Source organism: Apibacter sp. B3706, assembly GCF_011082725.1.
Taxonomy (GTDB): Bacteria; Bacteroidota; Bacteroidia; order Flavobacteriales; family Weeksellaceae; genus Apibacter.
This window is the reverse complement of record NZ_CP049715.1, coordinates 491,164-513,066: the sequence shown is the minus strand read 5'-3', so window position 1 is coordinate 513,066 and position 21,903 is coordinate 491,164. Positions and strand designations below refer to the sequence as shown.

At 31.2% G+C, this 21,903-nt stretch carries 12 protein-coding genes; 4 read left to right on the top strand and 8 right to left on the bottom strand.

The features are described 5' to 3' along the window. Positions 1-26: 26 nt before the first annotated feature. From sprA to G8C41_RS02260, 3 genes are read right to left on the bottom strand one after another with little or no spacing between them, the layout of a single operon-like run. Positions 27-7,115 (bottom strand): cell surface protein SprA, encoded by a 7,089-nt coding sequence (gene sprA / locus G8C41_RS02270; protein WP_255467006.1) that lies wholly within the window; start codon positions 7,113-7,115, stop codon positions 27-29. Positions 7,116-7,124: 9 nt separating this feature from the next. Further along, positions 7,125-7,706: a Holliday junction branch migration protein RuvA gene (ruvA, locus tag G8C41_RS02265; RefSeq protein WP_166005975.1), complete on the bottom strand. Its 582-nt coding sequence runs from the start codon at positions 7,704-7,706 to the stop codon at positions 7,125-7,127. 26 nt (positions 7,707-7,732) lie between these two features. Beyond that, complete coding sequence (locus G8C41_RS02260; protein WP_166005974.1) at positions 7,733-10,012, bottom strand: NADP-dependent malic enzyme; 2,280 nt, start codon at positions 10,010-10,012, stop codon at positions 7,733-7,735. A gap of 358 nt (positions 10,013-10,370) precedes the next feature. Here G8C41_RS02260 and G8C41_RS02255 point away from each other — a divergent pair, with 358 nt between their 5' ends. Both G8C41_RS02255 and G8C41_RS02250 read left to right on the top strand, forming a co-directional pair. Beyond that, positions 10,371-11,168 carry a hypothetical protein gene (locus tag G8C41_RS02255; protein WP_166005973.1) on the top strand — a complete coding sequence of 266 codons (798 nt, stop codon included), beginning with the start codon at positions 10,371-10,373 and terminating at the stop codon, positions 11,166-11,168. Continuing rightward, on the top strand, positions 11,158-12,987 hold the full coding sequence (locus G8C41_RS02250; protein WP_166005972.1) for a chloride channel protein: 1,830 nt from the start codon (positions 11,158-11,160) through the stop codon (positions 12,985-12,987). The genes G8C41_RS02255 and G8C41_RS02250 overlap by 11 nt, the downstream gene beginning before the upstream one ends. A gap of 120 nt (positions 12,988-13,107) precedes the next feature. Here the strand turns inward: G8C41_RS02250 and G8C41_RS02245 are convergent, their stop codons facing one another. From G8C41_RS02245 to rpsA, 4 genes are all read right to left on the bottom strand, one after another. After that, complete coding sequence (locus tag G8C41_RS02245; RefSeq protein WP_166005971.1) at positions 13,108-14,598, bottom strand: NAD(P)H-hydrate dehydratase; 1,491 nt, start codon at positions 14,596-14,598, stop codon at positions 13,108-13,110. An 8-nt stretch (positions 14,599-14,606) separates the two neighbouring features. Continuing rightward, positions 14,607-15,119, bottom strand: a complete 513-nt coding sequence (locus G8C41_RS02240; RefSeq protein ID WP_166005970.1) for a DNA-3-methyladenine glycosylase — start codon at positions 15,117-15,119, stop codon at positions 14,607-14,609. Positions 15,120-15,421: 302 nt separating this feature from the next. Then, on the bottom strand, positions 15,422-16,423 hold the full coding sequence (locus G8C41_RS02235) for a 2-hydroxyacid dehydrogenase (RefSeq protein WP_105297957.1): 1,002 nt from the start codon (positions 16,421-16,423) through the stop codon (positions 15,422-15,424). 255 nt (positions 16,424-16,678) lie between these two features. Further along, positions 16,679-18,472, bottom strand: a complete 1,794-nt coding sequence (gene rpsA, locus G8C41_RS02230) for a 30S ribosomal protein S1 (protein ID WP_105297958.1) — start codon at positions 18,470-18,472, stop codon at positions 16,679-16,681. Between the two features lie 622 nt (positions 18,473-19,094). On the opposite strand from rpsA, the gene G8C41_RS02225 reads away from it, so the two are divergent. Both G8C41_RS02225 and G8C41_RS02220 read left to right on the top strand, forming a co-directional pair. Further along, on the top strand, positions 19,095-19,817 hold the full coding sequence (locus G8C41_RS02225) for a class I SAM-dependent methyltransferase (protein ID WP_166005969.1): 723 nt from the start codon (positions 19,095-19,097) through the stop codon (positions 19,815-19,817). Beyond that, the gene (locus G8C41_RS02220; protein WP_166005968.1) at positions 19,818-20,534 is read left to right on the top strand and encodes a ZIP family metal transporter; all 717 of its coding nucleotides are present in this window, start codon (positions 19,818-19,820) and stop codon (positions 20,532-20,534) included. It abuts the gene before it with no gap. A gap of 70 nt (positions 20,535-20,604) precedes the next feature. On the opposite strand, the gene G8C41_RS02215 is transcribed toward G8C41_RS02220, so the two are convergent. Next, the gene (locus G8C41_RS02215) at positions 20,605-21,882 is read right to left on the bottom strand and encodes an MFS transporter (protein WP_166004261.1); all 1,278 of its coding nucleotides are present in this window, start codon (positions 21,880-21,882) and stop codon (positions 20,605-20,607) included. Between the last annotated feature and the right edge of the window lie 21 nt (positions 21,883-21,903).

Below are 21,903 nucleotides of genomic sequence, written 5' to 3'. Positions count from 1 at the left end.
TCAATATTTTATCTTTACCTATATAATTAATTTCCAAAAGTAAATGTAGCACTTAATCCCGCTCTTATCGTTGAAAGCGGATATGCAGTTGAAACCTTGTATTTAGTAATCATTTGCTCATAGAAGAATTTAAGATTAAAATTCTTAGTAAAGTTATAATCTGTTGAAAATTTCAATGAAACTAAATTTTGTCCACCCGTTACTTGAGAATCTAACTCTACCAATCGTCTAATGGTGGTTTTGTTATCTCTAATTGAAACGTCTCCTCTAATATTTAAATCGCCCGTTACCGGTTTAGTAGCTCCTCGATAACGCAATTTTAACTTAACATCTTTTACAATATATCCCAGACCGAAAACTACTTCATTGCCATAATCTTCTTGTAGGGTGTAATTTGTTAATCCTAAAGAATAGATTCTATCTTTATTGTAAGCTATTCTAATTTGGATATTATTTCTCATAGTGACATCTACTCCTGCAAGTGGACTGAACCCTTCAGACATGACTACTGTTCCGTAGGTGTAATAGTTGTATCTGTTCCCGTTTAAATCTCGTTCAGGTGCTGTCGAATCGTTTTGTGCTAAATAATAATCGGGATTGGTTTGTACCCCATTAACGGTATAGTTTGAAATATAACTATGATTAATTCTAAATTCTTTGAACCAATAATTAATAAATGGAATGTTTTTTAATCCTCCATAGGTAATTTTCCAGTTTGGAACCGGCATACTGCGTTTATAACCTAACTTTTGACTTCCTGCACTTCTTCCTGAAAATGCAGATACAAATGAAGGTAATAAAACTTCTGAATTGGTTAACCCATAACCATCTACATATCCGTCATTATTGGTATCGATTAAAGGTTGCCCTTGTTTTGCAGCCACTCTTTGTGATAAAATCATTGAGTTGCTAATCATTTTATTATATACATAATCTCCTGATTTGAATGCAGTCGCAAAAGATATAATTGAAGAACTGAACATTGCAGATCGATTGACGAATGTATTAGCAATTTGTCCTGTCAATGGATCTATAGAATTAAACCCTGAATGAGATAATGTCTTTTGATGATTACGCATGATATTTAAATCAATTTGTAAATGGTTAATCGGTTCTAATTGAAGGGTAGCTGACAATTGCGAATTATTTGTTTTCACATATGGACTGGTCATATATTCATTTAACGAAACCCAACCTTCTGTTACTGCTTTATTCCTTAAATCGAATTGAGAACCAAATAAAAATCCGAATGTAGGACCACTTGTTGAACCGGCATATCTACCAACTCCAAAAAAACTTGGTTCAGGCAAGAATCCCGGCAAAATTGTTCCTTTATTTTCGTTTACCTGAATTTGACCTCTTTTAAAACTACTTGCAATCATCCATAAATAATCCGTAGCCTTATACTTATTTTTAATAGTATATTTTTTAAAGGATTTAGGTTTTTTTAAGGCAAAATTTGTTTCATAAGCCCTATTTAAAGAATCTATTTCTCTTTGTCTCTTACGTTTTTTTTCTTCAAATTTTTTATAGTTTGAAAAATAATTATAGAATTTACTGAAATCAACATTTCCTATGACTGTTATAGTTTGAGCATTTTGTGCAGTATTTCCCAAACTTCTTTTTCTTGGATCGGCATTTGCAGGATCGTATGAAGTTTGGAAATTAGAACCGGCCTGCCAATCGTATTGACCTGTATATCCAACTTCTATAGACGTGAAATCTAAATAAGGAAGTAAATGTATAGGTACTCTATAATTTAATTGGAATCTTTGATTAAAATTGATAGGTCTTCCTGCAGTAAACAATCCATTCCAGATCATTCCGTCATCCGGTACTCCGTTTCCTATATCATCTAATATGGTTCTTGTTCCTGAAGAGAAATCTAATTTAAGCGAACGTGTTAGATTAAATCCTATATTGTATTGCCAACCGAACAAGAAATTATTGGCAAAAATAGGAGTATAACTGTTAGGATTATTATTGAGATAAGCATTGATATCTCTGTATTGGAATTCATTATAGGTTCTCGCAATATCAGCTTTAAAAGATAAACGAGAAGGAACCGGATTAAAGTTAACTTCTTTTAACCATTTTAAATATTTAGCAAATCGGCTGGTATCTTGCACCGCTCTCATTTTTTTAAATGGTTGATAATAAACACCTTTAGGCGAGAAGTTATAATCAATATAGGCTTGTAAATTTTGGTATATGTTATAAGTTGTATATATATCTCTAAAATAATCCGTGGAATAAGAAAAAGAAGCCGATAAGTTTTCTACATCATAAAATCTAGGTGTTTTACCGGTGGTTCTGTCTTTTCTTAAATTCGAAATAGAAATATTTTTTTGTGAGGAATAGCTTCTCACCACTTTTTTAAGTTCATTTTTTCTTGGATCATTTTTTAACTTCACATCATTATCCAACGGATTATATTTTGGATCTATAAATGTTTCAGACATACTAATGCTAACCGGTATTTTCATTCCCCATTTATCCGGAAGAACTCTATCTACATTTACGGCAGCACTTACCATATATTGTTTGGTTTCGTCTTGGCTTCTTTCACTCGGTTTACTATCGATTGCTCCAAAACCAACCGATTGATACGTTCCGGATGCGGATACTTGAGCAAAATCAGCCAAATTAAAATTAATACTTGCATTGGCTGCATATCCTCCTTCGTTATCAATATCAGATAAACGAAGTTCATCCAGCCATAAAACTACATGCTTGTCTATGCTGGAAGTATTTCGTACCCCCATCATTATGGAATTAACATTTCCTATGGAAGGTCTACCTTTAACATAGATGATTTTATCATCACTACCAGTTACATAACTACGATATCGAACAGTACTATTATATAAGTTATTCTTATCTTTTTCATTTTTTGCAGCTACTAAATCTTTTAATTTTAATTCAATCGTATTTTCAATCGGCCATATATCAATAGCAGACGTAGCAGTATTCGGAGTGTATTTTAATGGGAATTCATATTCATAGTAATTATCTGACAAATCACTACCGATACGGATGAAAAACTTAGCTTCTTTATCTACAATATTACTTGAGGCATCTTGCATATTTTCAGCGTGTACAAACATTTTTAATGTTTTGTAACGTCTCATGTCTAATGCAATATTTTTATAAATACCTCTAGGTTCTGAATTTTTTAAATCTTTTATTTCTAACTTTAATGAGGATTCATTTTGCATTTGCGTTCCGGTAGTATTACCTAAAATTTCTCTGCTTATTCCCGGAGGCAATACATATGGTGGTCGCGATGTAGAATTTTCTTCTAAGTTAACAGCGCTGATGATGACATTTGATACCGGTAATAGGGTTGCATTTCCTTCGTCTGTATCTTGTTTGCTTTCTCCACTAACTGAGGAAATATTTTTTTCGTATTTTCTCCAATCACTTCTAACTAAATCTAGAGTTGCAAAACGTAACGTTGCAGTATTGGAAAATCCTTTCATTAACATACGTATATATCGTACGTTGTTTAAAATTTCAGCGGAACCAAATTCATATGCACTCACGGGAATTCGAACCAAATACCAAGTTGTATTTCCTTTTTTTCCGTTGGGTAGTGATACTTCAACCTCTTTTTTATCAACAACCAATGGATTTTGATTATTTCTTAAATCGGAATCTAGTAAAGAAAGACGATATTGTGTATAATTTTCTGTTTCATCTAAGTTAAAATCTTTATTCAAGTCTTCTGTATCCGGAGATGCTGAAGAAGCGTCCATAGAATTTGAAGGTGAGTTGCCTTCTAAATTCCTGTAATATTTATATCTTCCTATGATTGAATTTTTTTCATTAGATGAATCCCAGGCGCCATGTAAATAAAATACGTAATCATCTGCAGACGGGTCAACTTCACCCGTTATAGGATTTACATAATTGGCGTTACTGCCTATATCGTATCCTTTATTTTTATAGTAATCTGCTTCTTCAAAACTTGTTAATCCGTCATATCCAACGTCTTGTTTTCTCCTGGCTTCTCCTTCTGTATCAAAAGCATATACTAACGGATAATTTTTAGGTTGTTTCCCAATATTAGTGGTTGTCATTTGACTTATATCGTCAGTGATACCATTTTCATATTGCATAAAGCCGTCCTTTAACACATCTTCAGACACATTTCCTAACTGAAGAATTAGTTCAGGCTTATTTCCTAACGGATTAGATCCCGGTGTTTTACTGTCAGCATACGGGTCCATCATCCAAAATTCAAGATATTCTATATTCGCTTCAGCAAAATTTGTTACCGATATGGGTCTCATTAAACCTCCCCATCGTTCTGATTCAGGATCTTCATTACGTGTATTAAAATTATACGGCCCTCTTTCTTTGGGATAAAAAGATACATCAAACGTATTCATGTATAATTGTTCTCCGGCAATGTAATCTCTATCCGTGAATATTTCTTGATATTTAACTCTTCGTTGTAAGTGTAAGGATAATGCATTATTATCTATACCCGCCGGTTGACCTCCACCAATTCCAAAAAATCTAGGGTCAATATTATACCAACTAATCAATGCCCTTCCATCGCCATTTCTTATATCATTCATATAAGTATTACCAAATCCACCTTTTTCGGGTTTACTTGCGATTCCCCAATAGCCGGGTTCTTTAAGACTTATTTTTGATGCAGTTGTTTCAAAATCATCAATGTAAGAGTTATCATTTATTGTTTTATTTTCACCCGGTAATAAAGCTGCTCCTTCTACTTTAAAACTTACATTGGATTCTGCTTCCGTTTTAATTCCCGGAATCCAGTTGGTAAGCTTTGTTAAAAAAGGAAATTCTTTATTCAGCATCATATTAAATCCGATCATTGAATTATTAACCGGTTCAGAACCAAATTGTACTTTTTGCGTTAACGGTCTTTCTTTATAATTAAGAAAGGTCGCTCCCACTATAAATTCATCACTGAATTTATGTTCCACATTTAATCCCATGAACCTTTTTTTCTGCATATTGAATGCAAATTGATTCTCCAGGCTTATATTGATTGGAACACCTGAATTTTTGTAGGTTTCATTAATAATGGTTACCATTCCCATTTGGTAGTCCACTACATAATCAATTCCTTCATTTAATGTTTGACCATTTGCCGTAACTTTAACTGACCCTCTCGGAACGTTAAATGCTCCCAGGGATATGCCGTTACCTATACTTCCTTTGAATCTACCTTCAATGGTGTATCGATTAGCTAGAGGATCTGATGTGACTATATTACCTCCTTTTAGATTTTTGTATAAATTTTCAAATATAAATTTTTCGTCTACTGGTTTACTTTTTAAGAATTCCCCGAATGGTTCTACTTTAGTAAATATCAATTTACCTTTCTCTGAGTTTATGGTAATTCCTTCTACAAAGTCAAATATACCATCTCCTTTACCTGTACCGGTAGCATCGTTATTTTGATTTAACCTGTCCCAATTTAATAATTGCAATAACTGTAAATTTCTTACATTGGGATCCGGTAAATAATTGATTTTCCCTTGAGAGGCGTCTTGGTACATAACATTAACCATAAAACCATCAGGAGAAATTTGAGATGCATCCATTGAATAGATGTTTTTCATCATTAAATCCCACATAGGTGATTCGGGAGAGACGATTTGATTAGGTTTTAGCAATTTTAAGATCAATACTCCGGTAACTTCATTGGAAAATTCCCCAACTTTATATATTTTGCCCGGATTTTTAGAATCTGTATATTGAAATGCTACCGCTAAAAGTTGATCATTATTTAGTTTTTGATTTAATGATATATATCCTAATTGTGGATTATAAGTATATTCTGATTCAGAAAGTTTTTTTACTCTTTTATGAACAACAAATTCTTTTCCACTTTCATAATTCTTCATAGTTGCTGAAGAACTTGAGGTGGGTACAACCGGTAAAGAAACACCATTCACGCTATTGTATGCTGTGGAAGCGTCCCTGATTCCAGATAAATTTGAAATGGTACTATATAAATTTAAATTTGAATTATCGGGAAGTTGTCCCGTGGTACTTTCTCCTAAGTCTCTTAATGCTATAACGGGATGCTGCTCTTGAAGGTTTGAGTTTCCTAAATCGATTCTCCACACTTCCATCTTAGTGATATTAATGGTTGAACCAATTACCGGATAATTCTCCAGAGCTTTATCGTAATTGTTTCTGAAATAGTGCGTTAAGAAATAATGTTGATTTTCATCGTAATCAATTGCTTTAATTTTAAATGTATTAATTACTCCTCCTCCTTGAACTGTTATATTTCGTGCTTCGGATTGTTGTTCTGAAAATACGGTAGTCAAAAATGTTCTCCCGAATTGAAATTCCCCTTTGATTCCAAAAAGTGATTCAGCGCCTGTAATTAAACTGGTGCTTAGGGGCATATTTACATTACCAAATTCGATTTTCTTAATTATATTATCCTCTCCACCGCTTGTCCCATTGGGTAAGTTCGCCCCACTTCCCGAGCCCGGAATCCATGCTAAATTTAATTTATTTTCGAAGTTGAAACCTGCCTGAGTATCATAGTTTACCCCTAAATGTACATTATTACCAACATTTCCTATAAGACTCATTTGTATTCTTTGCCTTAAATCGATGGTAAAGTTCTTTCTGTTTTGTGGTAAAATTTGCGGATTGTCTATTTTTTGATGCAATATTCCTAAATCAAAGGATGCAAATCCTGAAGGTTTTAGTTCAATTTTATTACCTCCGAATATTTGCTCAAATAATTTGGATTTAACCGTAATTCCCGGAATAAAACCTTTTTTTTCTACTTCTCTTCCTTCTTTTTTCGCTCTTCCTATTTCATCTTGTAAACGTGAACGTTCTTTGTAATATTCATCAAACTTTTGTTGCATTACATATTTAGTATAGTCCTCGGCTGTCATAGTTATCGGAGTACCGACAACTACACCTCCCAGCTTGGGATATAATATGTAATTTCCACTTTTATAATCATAATACGCCTCATATTTTACAGGGTCATCCAATTGCAAAACTTGTTCATCATCATTTTCTTGAGCAAATAAAACACTACCACTTAAACAAAATATGGTTGCCAATAGCAAATAGTCACGAATATACCTTAACACTTTCAACGTTTATAGTTTTTTTAAAGTATCCTTGATAAGCTCTTCTACTTCGATATCCGGATTATCCTTTAAAATTTTATCAATTATTTTTTCGGTAATTTTTTTAGAAATACCTAACACCTCCAATGCACTTAACGCTTCAGATTTGTTTTTATTGCCTAAATTATAATCTAATATTTCAGACGTTTCAAATATAGAAATTTTATCCCGCAAATCAACTATTATTCTTTGAGCGGTTTTAGCACCTATTCCTTTAATTTTTTGAAGTGTCAGGTTGTTGCCGCCGGAAATAGCCGAGGTTATTTCCGATACAGACATTGAGGACAACATCATAATGGAAGAAGCCGGACCTACTCCATTAACACTTATTAAAAGATTAAATAAGGATCGCTCGGTTTTAGTTGAAAAACCATATAACGAATGGGAATCTTCCCGTATAATTTCTTGAATATATACTAGGGCTTTTTTTTCGTTTTGAATGTCTTTATAGGTTTGTAAACTTATAGTGGCAAAATACCCCACTCCATTGCAATCTATAACTACACTGGAAGGGGATATTTCAAAAATAATTCCTGACAAATGGGTTATCATTTTTGTTTATTTTACGGAAATACTAATTATTTTCTTTCTTGAGCAGCAAGGGCAGCTAGGGTTGCCAGATTTACTATATCTTCTACCTTAGAATTTTCTGTAATTATTTGAATAGATTTATCTAATCCTAATAGAACCGGACCAATAGATTTTATAGACCCAATACCTTTTGCTAAACTCGAACTTAAATTAGCTGAGGTTATGTCAGGGAATATTAAAATATTTGCCGATTTACCTCCTAATTTGCTAAAAGGAAATTCACTGATTAATTGATCATTTAATGCATATTCGGGCTGAATTTCTCCGTCAATCAGCAAATCAGGATTTGTTTGGTTAAGTTTCTTAACTACTGCATCAGCACTTTTAGATGCTACTGAATTTCCAGCAAAATTTTCATTAGATACCATAGCTATTCTAGGTTCAATACCCATTTTCTTTACGAAATCGGCTGTAATTTGAACTATTAAATCTAAGTCATTACTGCAAGGATTTCTGCTTAATGAAGTGTCCGAAATAAATATCGGTCCATTTTTAGAAAGAAGAACCATGGCAGATGCTACTTTTATATTTGATGATTCAGAATAATCTACCACTTTTATAATTTGATTTAAAGCTTCTGTATAATCTTTAGTAAATCCGGTTAAAAATGAATCTGCCTCACCCATTTCAACAGCAATGGCTCCTAAATATTCGCTGTTATTTAATAATTGAGCAGTTTGTTGTTGAGAGGTTATTCCTTTTCCATTTTTTTGCTTTAGATCATAAAGATACTCTACATATTTGTCAAATTTATGAGTAGACGAAACCGTATCAATATCCAATATTTCTGCCTCAATTTCTAAATTATAGTATCGCTTTGTTTTTTCAATAAGATCTTTTTTACCTAACAAAATTGGTTGAGCGATCTTTTCCTCAGCTATGATTTGCGCAGCTTTTAATACATTGTACTCTTCAGCATTGTCGAAAATTATTCTTTTTGGATTACTTTTAGCCTTTGCCTTAAATTGTCTTATAATTTTTTCATCGTTACTTCCCATTCGATCTAACAATTCTTCTTCATACGCATTCCAATCAGTAATAATGTGTTGTGCTACCCCGCTATCAATTGCAGCCTTAGCCACTGCCATTGAAACTTTAGTTATTAATCGCTTATCAAATGGCTTAGGGATGATATAATCTCTTCCAAACTTCATATTTTTAACATTGTAGGCTTGTATCACCTGCTCAGGGACGTTTTGTTTAGCTAAATCAGCTAAGGCTTTTACTGCAGCTAATTGCATTTCTTGATTTATGTCAGTTGCTCTAACATCTAATGCTCCTCTGAAAATATATGGGAAACCTAAAACATTGTTTACCTGATTAGGATAATCACTTCTACCGGTAGCCATAATAACATCTTTTCTAGTTTCAACCGCCAAATTATAATCAATTTCGGGAGTTGGATTAGCCATGGCAAAAACAATCGGATTTTCATTCATAGACAAAAGCATTTCAGGAGAAACCAAGTTTCCTTTAGATAATCCAATAAATACATCGCTGTTTTTCATAGCATCTTCCAAAGTTCTATCCGGAGTATCTACAGCAAACTCAAGCTTTTCTTCATTCAATCCGGTTCGTCCTTTATAAATCACCCCTTTACTGTCGCACATTAATATATTTTGTGGGCTGGCTCCTAATGCTTTATATAATCGGGTACAAGAAATGGCCGCTGCACCCGCGCCACTGACTACAATTTTTACCTCTGCTATATTTTTTTTGGAAATTTCCAATGCATTTAATAAGGCAGCGGCTGATATAATTGCTGTTCCATGTTGATCATCATGCATTACCGGAATATTTAATTCCGCTTTTAATCGTTTTTCGATTTCAAAAGCTTCAGGAGCTTTTATATCTTCTAAATTAATACCTCCAAAGGTTGGAGCTAACGATTTAACTATTTCAATAAATTTGTCCGGATCTTTTTCATTTACTTCAATATCAAAAACATTGATTCCGGCAAAAATTTTAAATAATAAACCTTTACCTTCCATAACAGGTTTAGAGGCATCTGCACCAATATCTCCCAATCCTAACACGGCGGTTCCGTTGGAAATTACTGCTACCAAATTTCCTTTTGAGGTGTATTTGTAACTATCTGCACTATTTTTTTGTATTTCTAAACAGGGTTCCGCCACTCCCGGAGAATAGGCTAATGATAAATCTGTTTGAGTTGAATGTGGTTTGGTAGGTATAACTTCTATTTTACCTTCTGGTTTGGAACTATGATATTCTAAAGCAGCTTCTCTTAAATTTTTTTCTCGTGACATTGTTTTAATAATATTTTGACATACAAAAGTAAATATTTTTATTTTATAACATAGATACTATTTTTCACCTAGAGTTTATATGATAAAAATATATAGGGTTAATAATTTATTAACTTATAGACAATCACTTAATTAGTATATTTTTAAATTAAATGTTACATATCCATGAATTTATATTTTTTTAAAATATATAATCCTATTAATTATATCGTAATAATATAGTTACTTAGCTTTTCCAATGGTTTTTATATTTTATTTTTCAGATATTTATTTTTAACGGGCTTACCCTTACGAAATGCGCCTAAATATATATATTATAGGTAATATTTGTTTAATTTTGTAAGCTAATAAATTATTTATGAATAGTACTCTACAAAGTAAATTAGATAAATTAAAGGAGAACGGTTATAATTTATCTATGAATCAAGTAATTATGGATGGGTTTACTGCTTGGAAAAATATTATTTTTTATGGAGTATTTAGTGTTTTGTTTACCTATATTTTTACTAACTTGATTAATAATTTATTGGGTCGCTATCTAGGAACTAATATAATTGATCTGGAATTTATTAAAGCGATTAATAAATTAAATAATCCTCAAGCGTTCAACAAAATTATCCCATTAGTTCAAAACTATATATCTAATCCTTTAATAATTGTAAAAAATTTATTGTCTTCAGTTATTGGCATTCTTTTATATCCCTTAACTGCAGGCGTTGTTTATTGTGCTTATCAAACAGATAGAAACGAAAAAGCAAGTTTTAAAGAGTTTATAAGTGGCTATCAAGGTACTAAGTTTTTTAAACTTATTGGATTAGCTTTCATTGTACTAATTTTACATTTCATTAGTACTTTCTTTTTGTTTATTCCTTCTCTTTATTTTACACCTGCTTTTATTTTAGCCGGAGCTTTAATAATTATTGATGATGTCCCCTTAATTCAAGCTATTACTTATAGTTTTAGAATCGTAAATAAGAAATTTGGAAAAATATTTTTATTATTAGTAATTTCATGTTTGGTTAGTAAAGTTTTAGGAATCTTTTTGTGTGTTGTAGGTATAATTTTCACGTATTCTTTTTCTCAAGCCATGGTTTATTCTTTGTATAAAAATACTGTTGGCTCAATAGATGTTGATGATGAAATAAATGAAAATTAATCAATCTATTATAAAAAAACATTTTGAGTCCTATTGGGATTCAATTAAAAAATTACGAGTAAAATATAACATCGTAATACGAAAATTCAGGAATCAAAATCCTCAAGCATTTATTTACTTAGCAAGTACATTAATTGGAATAATTGGAGGAATAAGTGCGGTAATTTTAAAAAATTTAGTTAGTTTAACTGAAGAACTGATTTATCATAATAAAAATTTTAATTTCAATTATTGGACTATTTTTTTCCCTACCATCGGTATTATTTTGACCGTTATTTTTATTAAATATTGGGTTAAAATGGATATAAGTCATGGAGTTGAAAAAGTCTTATTTGCCATATCCAAGAAACGTAGTATAATAGATAAAAAAAATACATACAGTTCGATTATAGCCAGTTGTTTAACCATCGGTTTTGGAGGATCTGTAGGTACCGAAGCTCCCATTGTATATACAGGAGCAGCCATTGGCTCTAATATAGCCCAGGAATTTAAACTTAACTTAAAATTAAGAACTTTATTCATTGCTTGTGGATGTTCAGCAGCCATTGCTGGTATTTTTAAGGCTCCGATAGCTGCCATTATTTTTTCGCTTGAAGTTATTATGATCGATTTAAGTATGTGGTCATTAATACCTATTTTAATTTCTTCAACCACAGGGGCTTTAATTTCTTATTTTTTATTAGGTGATAATATATCGTTTTATTTTGCGATTTTTGAGCCATTCGATAAATCGAAAATTCCTTACTATATAATTTTAGGTGTCATTTGTGGTTTTTTTTCATTGTATTTTATAAAAATCGGTCGTTTAATTGAGAAGAAATTTTCAACCAGTAAAAGCATCTATTTAAAAGCTATTTTGGGCGGTTTAGCAGTAGGTATCCTTATCTTTATTTTTCCTCCGCTTTTTGGTGAAGGGTATATCGGGCTGCAACATTTAATGAGTTCTCACCCGGAAAGTATAGCAAAAAATTCTTTCTTTTATATATTGAGAGAAAATGATTATTTTCTTATTCTTTTTTTAGTAGGCATTTTGTTTATAAAAGTGGTTGCCAGTAGCTTTACTACTTCGTCCGGGGGTATTGGCGGGGTATTCGCTCCTGCTCTTTTTACCGGCGGAATTTTAGGTTTTGTTTTTACAAAAATTATTAATCTTACTAGCTTTACCAAGCTTTCTGAACATAATTTTACTTTAGTGGGAATGGCGGGTGTAATGGCAGGTATCATGCATGCTCCCATGACCTCGATTTTCCTTATTGCTGAAATTACAGGCGGATATAGTTTATTATTTCCTTTAATTATTACTTCTACCATTGCTTATCTTGTGAAATATCATTTTGATAAACATTCTGTGTATACCTATAATTTAAAAAGAAATAATGAGATGATTACTCATAATAAAGACAAAGAGGCTATTCGTAGAATGAATATTAAAAATCTTATAGAAAAGAATTTCGTTAAAATTTCTTTATCTTTATCTTTTTCTGAGTTTATAAATGAGGTAATTCCTTCTTCAAGTAAAAAGTTTTTTATCGTTGAAGATTCTGATCAGAAATTTAAAGGATATATCATTTTGGATGATCTTATTAATATTTTGCTCCATAAGGAACGTTATGAAAGTTTACATATTGTTGATCTTATAACCCAGCCGTCTGAGTGTATTTCTTTACTTGATGATAATGAAACTATTTTTAGAGTTTTCGATAAGTCAAATTCATTGTATTTACCGGTTGTTGAAAATGATCAATTTATCGGAATGCTTTCTAAATCTAGATTATTGGATAAATACCGAAAATTAATCGTAGATTTTTCAGAAGATTAAGTTATTTATTTAATAATACATTACCGGAATTAAAAACTATTGGAATAATAGATTTCTTATGTCGCTAAGTATTAAGTGTAATGCCGGTAATGTTTACTAAAAAATTATGTTTATTTGTGTTTACTTATTTAATTCCAAGAAAACATCGGAAAGACACTGTATAATACTTTGAGCTGTCATAGCTTCTTGAGAAAATTTCTCTGAGGCATAATCCCCTGCTTTACCATGAATGTAAACCCCTAAAATAGCTGCCAATTTCGAGTCATAACCTTGTGCCAATAGTCCGGCGATAATACCTGTTAAAACGTCTCCACTTCCCCCTTTTGCCATTCCGGCATTACCTGTAGCATTGTAATAACAAAGACCATCCGGTAATAAAATTGCTGTGTTATGTCCTTTAATGACTATAACAATTTCATGCTCTTTTGCTTTTTTCCTGGCAAGTTCGCATTGCTCTAAAGTAGAGTTAGTTTTACCAAACAATCGCTCAAATTCTTTAGGGTGTGGAGTGATAATAGAATTTTTAGGAACTAAATTTAATAAATCTTTGCTTTCTGAAATTATATTGAGTGCGTCAGCATCCAAAACCATCGGATTTTTTTCATTTTGCAGCATTTTTTCAAATGCCATTTTTGTTAAAACCTCTGTACCTAGCCCCGGACCTATACCTATGGTATAATTTTTAAATGGAATTTGTATATCTTCTATGTATTTATCTCCGCATGAGAAAAACATAGCTTCGGGAGCAACGGTTTGAAGTACTAAACTTCCGTATTCCGGAGCTCCGGTAAATACTAATCCGGTACCCACGCGTAAGGCTGACAATGTAGAAAAGGTAATAGATCCCATTCTTCCATAGCTCCCACCTATTATAATGGCTTTTCCGAAAGTTCCTTTATTACTGAACGGACTTCTTCTTTTATAATTTTTTTCAAAAAAATCATTTTCTATAAGGTAATTATCGGTTTGTTCATTTTCAATGAATTTTTTATCCAAACCTATATCCAGTACATGTATTTTACCGGCATATTGTGCTGCTTCAGGATGTAAAAAAGATCTTTTATAAAATTCAAAAGTCAAGGTTTCATCTGCCCTAAACACCGTTTGGTTTTCTTCGGGAAGTGAATCTGTAAATAATCCTGAAGGTATATCAATTGAAATTTTTATAGCATTGATTTCATTTAATTTTGAAACTATTTTTTCAGCTTCTCCTTTCAATTTGTTATTTAATCCTATACCAAATAAAGCATCAATAATAATCGCTTTTTCTTCATTAACTTCAAAATCGTCTCCTTCAATAAAATCTACTGATTTTGGAAATTTATCAAAATTGATCTGAGTATCTTCTGTAAAGTCAGAAGAGGATTGTATAATAAAAGCTTCAACATTATAATTTTCATTATTCAACAATCTAGCTAAAGCTAAACCATCTCCTCCATTATTTCCTTTTCCACAAAAAATGTAATAGGTATATTCGTTCGAGTATCTGCTTTTTAGCCAATCAAAACAAGCTAAAGCTGATTTTTCCATTAAATCTAAGGATGTTGTCATTTCACTTTCGATGAATTGACTTGCACATTCTTTTATTTGCGTTGATGTTAATATCTTCATAAGTATTGTTAGTTTCTAGTTATTATAAATCTCCAAAGTTTATTCTTCCAAATTTCTCCTGCATAGTCTATTCCTACTCGTACGGTGGTAATAAAATTTGGTTTAATTTGAGAATCTTCAACCCAAATTTTTTTAGAAGAAGCTAAATCTTCTCCATAAAAATCTTTATTTAACTGTAATAATTTGCCAACTCGTCCCGGACCGGAACATTCCTCAACGCCTCTTATTAATACTGCTTGAGGTTCGTTCTTTTTACCCGTAACAAAGTTTAGCATCCAATATATTCCATATATCAGATAAACATATACTTTTCCTCCTTCATGGTACATAATCTCTGTTCTTTTGGTTCTACCTTTACTTGCATGACAGGCTAAATCTTCTTCTCCTCCGTATGCTTCTGTTTCCGTAATAGTATATTTTACTATTTCTCCGGAATCATAAGCTCTTACGATTTTTTTCCCTAATAATTCCTGCGCTACAAAAAATGCTTCTTTTTGAAAAAATTTAGTATCGATTCTCATTTTATCTTCACATCGGTAAAAATAAGTACTTTTTTTGAATTATAAGTTATTAAAATAAAATTTGATTAATAAAAATAACATTTTATTTTATTTATCTAAAATCACCTGATAAAATCAATTTTTTTTTATTTATATATCAAACATTTATCAAATTATTTATAATTTTAAAAAAAATACTTAAAATATATTTTATTTTATAAAGAAATATAATATATATAGAATTTATTTTTTACCCTATATGAAGTTGAAATTCGATTTTATTTTCTTTTAAGCTTTCAAAAATGAAAATAAAGTTTCGCTACCTATACTAATTCTGCCGCTTTATTGTCAATACTGTTATTTTTGCTTAATTGTCTTAAGTTATCTAATGTTACTAATGCTATCTGTGTTAATGCTTCTTCTGTGAAAAATGCCTGATGCGCCGTTACTAAAACGTTAGGGAACGAAAGTAATAATTGTATTTTGTCATCTTCAATGATGGTTTCAGATAAATCCCTAAAGAATAATTTATCTTCTTGTTCATAAACATCAATTCCTAATGCACCAATTTTTTTAGATTTTAATCCGTCAATAATATCTTGTGTATTAATTAGACCTCCTCTACTGGTATTAATTAAATACACGCCGTTTTTCATTAAGCTTATCGTATGTTTGTTTATTATGTGATGTGTTTCAGGTGTTAAAGGGCAATGTAAAGAAATTATATCGGATTGTTTTAGTAATTCTTCTAAGGTAACGTATTGAAATCCTTCTTTTTTTAGTTCTTCATTGGGATAGACATCGTAAGCTAAAACGTTTGTACCTAAGGCTTTTATTGTTTTACAAAATACTTTACCAATATTACCTGTTCCTATAACACCCACCGTTTTTTTATAGATGTTAGTACCCAGTAATCCATTAAGGGAAAAATTTTGCTCTCTAACTCTATTGTATGCCTTATGTGTTTTTCTGTTTAAGGTTAAAAGCATCGCCAAGGTATGCTCTGCTACTGCTTGAGGAGAATATGCAGGAACTCTGCATACTTTTATTTCATATTTTTTAGCAGCTTCTAAATCTACATTGTTGAATCCTGCATTTCTTAATGCTATATATTTAATTCCTCTTTTTTTTAGTTTTTTAATTACCCCTTCGTTTAATTTATCATTTACAAAAACGCAAATGGCATCGGTTCCTTCTTCAATTATATTGACTGTATGTTCATCCAAATTGGGTTCAAAATATTCTAAATCAAAATTAAAATTTTTGTTACATTCATTAAAGAATTTTATATCATAGGGCTGTGTTGAAAAAAATGATACCTTCATATTTAAATTTTTATCATTAAACTTAATTTTTATATAATTACAAATATTGTACAAAATTATATATAAATTTTTTCCGATATAAAGTTTATTTTTTTAAAGATAAAATATAAACAGGCGGTATAATAGGTAATAAATTTATATTCAATAAGTTAATCTAAATAACAAATTTACATATTGGTTATATTAAATAAAAAAAGAACCGTAAATAAATACGGTTCTTTATGAATTATTTTAGGAAATGTTTATATTATAAGGTTATTGTCCTTCTTCCATTTTTCTTTTTAATTCTTGTAATTCGTCTAAATCACCTAAAGTAGATTTTTCAACAGTTTGATTTTGTGATTTAACTTGTTTTTCAGTTTCTTCTCTATTTTCTTCTTCACGGAAAGTTCCGGTATGAGAAACTACAATTCTTTTGAATTCTTTATTAAATTCAATTACTTTGAATTCAGTTTCATCACCTTTTTTAATTTTGGAACCGTCTTCTTTTTCTAATAATCTAGATGGACAGAAACCCTCTACTTCAGCGTCTTCAAATTGAACAGTAGCTCCTTTGTCGAACAGCTGAACTACTTTACCTGTGTGTACAGTTCCTTCAGCATATTTAACTTCGTATTTTTCCCAAGGGTTTTCTGTTAATTGTTTGTGACCTAAGCTCAATCTTCTAGCATCAGTATCTAATTCTAAAACTACTACATCTAATACGTCACCAACTGAACAGAATTCGGAAGGATGTTTAATTTTCTTAGTCCAAGATAGATCTGAAATGTAAATTAACCCGTCTACTCCTGCTTCTAATTCAACAAATACTCCAAAATTGGTAAAGTTTCTTACTGTTCCTTTGTGTTTAGAACCAATTGGATATTTTGCTGTTATATCAGTCCATGGATCCGGAGTTAATTGTTTCATACCTAAAGACATTTTTCTTTCTTCTTTATCTAAGGTAAGAATAACACATTCTACTTCATCCCCGATTTTAACAAAATCTTGAGCTGATCTTAAATGAGTAGACCAAGACATTTCAGAAACATGTATTAATCCTTCTACTCCCGGTGCAACTTCTACAAAAGCTCCATAGTCTGCTAAAACAACTACTTTACCTTTGATTTTATCTCCTACTTGTAAGTTTGGATCTAATGCATCCCAAGGGTGTGGTTCTAATTGTTTCATTCCTAATTGGATTCTAGATTTTTGATCATCAAAATCAAGAATAACCACATTAACTTTTTGATCTAATTGAACTACTTCAGATGGATGATTTATTCTGCTCCAAGATAGGTCTGTAATGTGGATTAATCCGTCCACACCCCCTAAATCAATAAATACTCCGTAAGAAGTTATATTTTTAACAACTCCTTCTAATACCTGACCTTTTTCAAGTTGTCCGATAATTTCTTTTTTCTGATCTTCAATATCTGCTTCGATCAATGCTTTGTGAGAAACAACTACATTTTTAAATTCGTGGTTAATTTTAACGATTTTAAATTCCATAGTTTTTCCTACGTATTGATCGTAATCGCGGATTGGTTTTACATCAATTTGTGAACCCGGTAAGAAAGCTTCGATGCCAAATACATCTACAATCATTCCTCCTTTAGTTCTTGATTTTACATAACCTTCAACGATTTCGCCGGTCTCATGAAGCTCATTAACTCTATCCCATGCTTTAAGCATTCTTGCTTTTCTATGAGAAAGTTGTAATTGACCGGTTTTATCTTCTCTTTGAGCAACCATAACTTCAACCTCATCTCCAACTTTAAGATTTGGATTGTAACGGAACTCATTCAAAGAGATAACTCCTTCTGATTTAAAGTTTATATCAACGATTGCTTCTTTGTCAGTAATACGAACAACTTTACCTTTGAAAACTTGATTTTCGTCAAGTTCTCTCAAAGAAGTATCATACATTTTTTCTAACTCAGACTTTTCTTTTCTATCCTCAGCATTTAATCCGGATTCAAATGAATCCCAGTCAAATTGCTCAGGAGCAACATTTGCATTTTTAAGAGTTTCTTGCTCTTCTACTAAATTTTTAGTCTCTTCGGACATATTTTTATAAACATTGTATTCCTTTGCTTTTCAATGTAAGATAAAGGCGAAATTGATGCTTAGGAAGTGGTTATACTTGATGTTATTACGATTTTCTTACTTTCGCCAAATCGAGGCGCAAATATACTAAAAAAATTTTAATTAAACTTAATTTTTATCTTCTTTTTTGCTGATTTACTTTAAGTTAATCAATATTTATTAAAAATTAGTCCCTTTTAGCTCATAGAAATATAAATAATTAAAAAAATAGTTTATTATACCTTTATTTAATTTATTAACCACCTATATTTCAGATGACTACTATATAAAAAACTAATTTTCTTTACAAAAATACTAAGTAAAAAATACTAACCATTAAAATAAAAATCAAATGATAACTCCAAATAAGTTTTTGTAAACTCATGAATTCGAGTATCCTGAACACAAAGCCATATAAATTTATATTCCCGGTTCAATTATTAAATTAAATTATAATACAATTTATACTAGATATACTATAATGATCTTTTGGTTTTTAAAATTAAAATAAGTTAAAATAAGACTTATCTATTATAAATAAAAATCTTACTAATTCTAGGAATAATGTTATTAATAGGTAAAAAAATTGTATTAAATTTGAGGTATGGATTGGTTTGCAGAATGGTTTAATACTCCTTATTATCATATATTATATAAAAATCGTGATGATCAGGAAGCTCAAGGATTTATAACAAATTTATTAAAATATCTTGCCTTACGTAAGGAAAGTAAAATTTTAGATTTGGCTTGTGGTAAAGGTAGGCATAGTATTTTTTTAAATAAATTGGGATACGATGTTATCGGCGTTGACCTTGCACCGGAAAGCATTGCTTATGCAAAGAGTTTTGAAAATGAACATCTTAAATTCTTTGTTGCAGATATGAGAAGAAGTAATTTCCCGAACCATTTTAATGCCATTTTCAATTTATTTACCAGTTTTGGCTATTTTAGTGATGATGAAGATAATTTAAAAGTTTTTCAATCTGTTTTTGAACAATTGTTAAGTAAAGGAATATTTGTGATGGATTTTATGAATGTTTCCTTAGCAATGGATACGCTTGTTAAACATGAGGACAAAGAAGTAGACGGTATTTTATTTCATCTGCAAAGGAAAATTGAAGATGGTTTTATTATAAAAGATATTAAATTTCAAGATAAAGGTAAAAATTTTCATTTTCAAGAAAGAGTAAGAACTTTTAAACTGAATTATTTTGAAAGTCTGGCCAAAAAAGTAGGATTTACTTTAAAAAATGTATTCGGTGATTATCAACTTCTCCCATTTGATGAAAAAAATTCCCCCCGTCTAATTTTAATTTTTGAAAAATAAATGGATTATTTCGTATTAATTTCTGCTGTAATCATCGGAGCAGGAATAGCTTATTTTTTCCAAAATAATTCAAAATTTAATAAACAACTTTTAATGTTTAGTGCGGGATTGCTTTTAGCAATAACTGTATTAGACATGTTTCCTTCCTTGTATATAGATGGAGGAATAAATGCAGGTGTATGGATTATTATCGGGGTTTCCATACAATTAATCTTAGAAGGATTATCTAAGGGAATCGAACACGGTCACTTACACAGCTCAGAACATCATGCGGACAGCGTTATTCCGATTAGTGTAATGCTGGGTTTGTTTATTCATTCATTTTTAGAAGGAACTCCATTGGAAGTTCATCATATACATAATCATGGTGCTCATGATCATTCCATGCATTCTTCAAATATCTTATGGGCGCTAAGCATCCATAAAGTTTCGGAATCCATTGTTTTATCTACCTTTTTATTTTCTTTACCTATTAAAAGGATATATTCTTTCTCTATTCTCGTTTTGTTTGCCGTTTCAGCTCCTATTGGGGCTTTCTTTGGTTCATTCTTAGATCCTCATATTTATCCTAAATTGTTGGGTATCGTAGCCGGAATTTTTTTACATATTTCTTCTGTGATTATATTTGAAAGTAATGAGAAGCATTCCTTAAATTGGCAAAAATTACTTTTAGTATTTAGTGGAATGTTCGTAGGTTTTTTAATTTCTGTAGTTTAAATATGCGGTTTTACCTATAAAAAAATTCCCCTAAAATGTTAGGGGAATAGATCTTTATATAAAAATATGATTAGTTGACGGGTATATCTTTATTTACATTTTTACTTCCGATTAATGCATAATAAAGGATATAAGCAAATTCTATGATAATTAACCAATAACTGGATAAAAAGCCAAATAAATCAGCAAAATAATTTTGTATGAGGGGCAAAATTCCTCCTCCACATACCATCATCATAAAAATTCCGGATGCTGCTGATGTGTATTTTCCTAATCCTTCTACCGCTAAATTAAATATACCTCCCCACATTACGGAAGTACACAAACCACACAATACAAAAAATACGATGGTAATAGGTAATTCTGCAAAACCTATAGATATATCCGATTTAAATACTGGCATACTTACCGTAGAAGAAATAGGACTAATAATTGCTAAAATTATGAATATTAAACCTAGAAGTGAGGTAAAGGCCAACATAGCCTTACTGGAAATTCGAGCTCCTAATGATGCTCCTATTAATCGACCAATGAGCATTAAAAACCAATAGGTTCCTACCACCGTTCCAGCCACAGTTGTATCAATACCTAAACCTCCTTTGTCTGGTGCAGAAGTCATAAATAAATTGGCGGTATTGGGAATTCCTACTTCAATACCTACATATATAAATATGGCTACTACTCCTAAACAAAAATGTCTAAATGAAAATGCGCTATATTTTCCTTCAATTTTTTCTTTTTTATCTAAAAAAGGTTCCGGTATATTTACTAACAACAACACGATAAAGGCAAGGACAAATATCCCCATAGCCAAGAAAAGAGCGGGATTCGCTTCTTTTATGGTTGCTCGAGATGCATTTCCGATTAAATATCCTACCAACACAGGTACAATAGTTGCTCCCATTGAATTTATTGAACCGCCTAATTGTAGCAAAATATTCCCTTTTTTACCACCTCCTCCTAACGTATTTAACATAGGATTTACAACGGTATTTAACATACACATAGAGAAACCGGAAACAAAAGCTCCGATTAAATAGGCAACAAAACTTTCCATTCCTCCGGATAAGTATTGAATTCCAACGCCTAAAAATCCAACCACAATGGCTACTAAGGCTGTTTTTTTATATCCTATTTTTTGTAACAGCATACCCGCCGGAATACCCATAAATGCATAGGCTATAAAGTTTGCAGCATTACCTAGTTGAGACATAAAGTTGGATGCCCCAAATTGATTTTTGACAATTATTCCCATCGGATTTTGTAAGCCTGTTACAAATGAAATCATAAAAAACAGGGCAAACATCATTGCTATAGGTAATGCGTAATTTTTTTCTTTATTAGTCATATTTAGTATTATTTTTTAATT

Coding starts and splice junctions, on each gene's coding strand:
- G8C41_RS02235 (WP_105297957.1), bottom strand. CDS start 16,423: ATGAAGGTATCATTTTTTTCAACACAGCCCTATGATATAAAATTCTTT.
- G8C41_RS02260 (WP_166005974.1), bottom strand. CDS start 10,012: ATGTCACGAGAAAAAAATTTAAGAGAAGCTGCTTTAGAATATCATAGT.
- G8C41_RS02255 (WP_166005973.1), top strand. CDS start 10,371: ATGAATAGTACTCTACAAAGTAAATTAGATAAATTAAAGGAGAACGGT.
- G8C41_RS02215 (WP_166004261.1), bottom strand. CDS start 21,882: ATGACTAATAAAGAAAAAAATTACGCATTACCTATAGCAATGATGTTT.
- rpsA (WP_105297958.1), bottom strand. CDS start 18,472: ATGTCCGAAGAGACTAAAAATTTAGTAGAAGAGCAAGAAACTCTTAAA.
- G8C41_RS02240 (WP_166005970.1), bottom strand. CDS start 15,119: ATGAGAATCGATACTAAATTTTTTCAAAAAGAAGCATTTTTTGTAGCG.
- G8C41_RS02220 (WP_166005968.1), top strand. CDS start 19,818: ATGGATTATTTCGTATTAATTTCTGCTGTAATCATCGGAGCAGGAATA.
- ruvA (WP_166005975.1), bottom strand. CDS start 7,706: ATGATAACCCATTTGTCAGGAATTATTTTTGAAATATCCCCTTCCAGT.
- G8C41_RS02245 (WP_166005971.1), bottom strand. CDS start 14,598: ATGAAGATATTAACATCAACGCAAATAAAAGAATGTGCAAGTCAATTC.
- G8C41_RS02250 (WP_166005972.1), top strand. CDS start 11,158: ATGAAAATTAATCAATCTATTATAAAAAAACATTTTGAGTCCTATTGG.
- G8C41_RS02225 (WP_166005969.1), top strand. CDS start 19,095: ATGGATTGGTTTGCAGAATGGTTTAATACTCCTTATTATCATATATTA.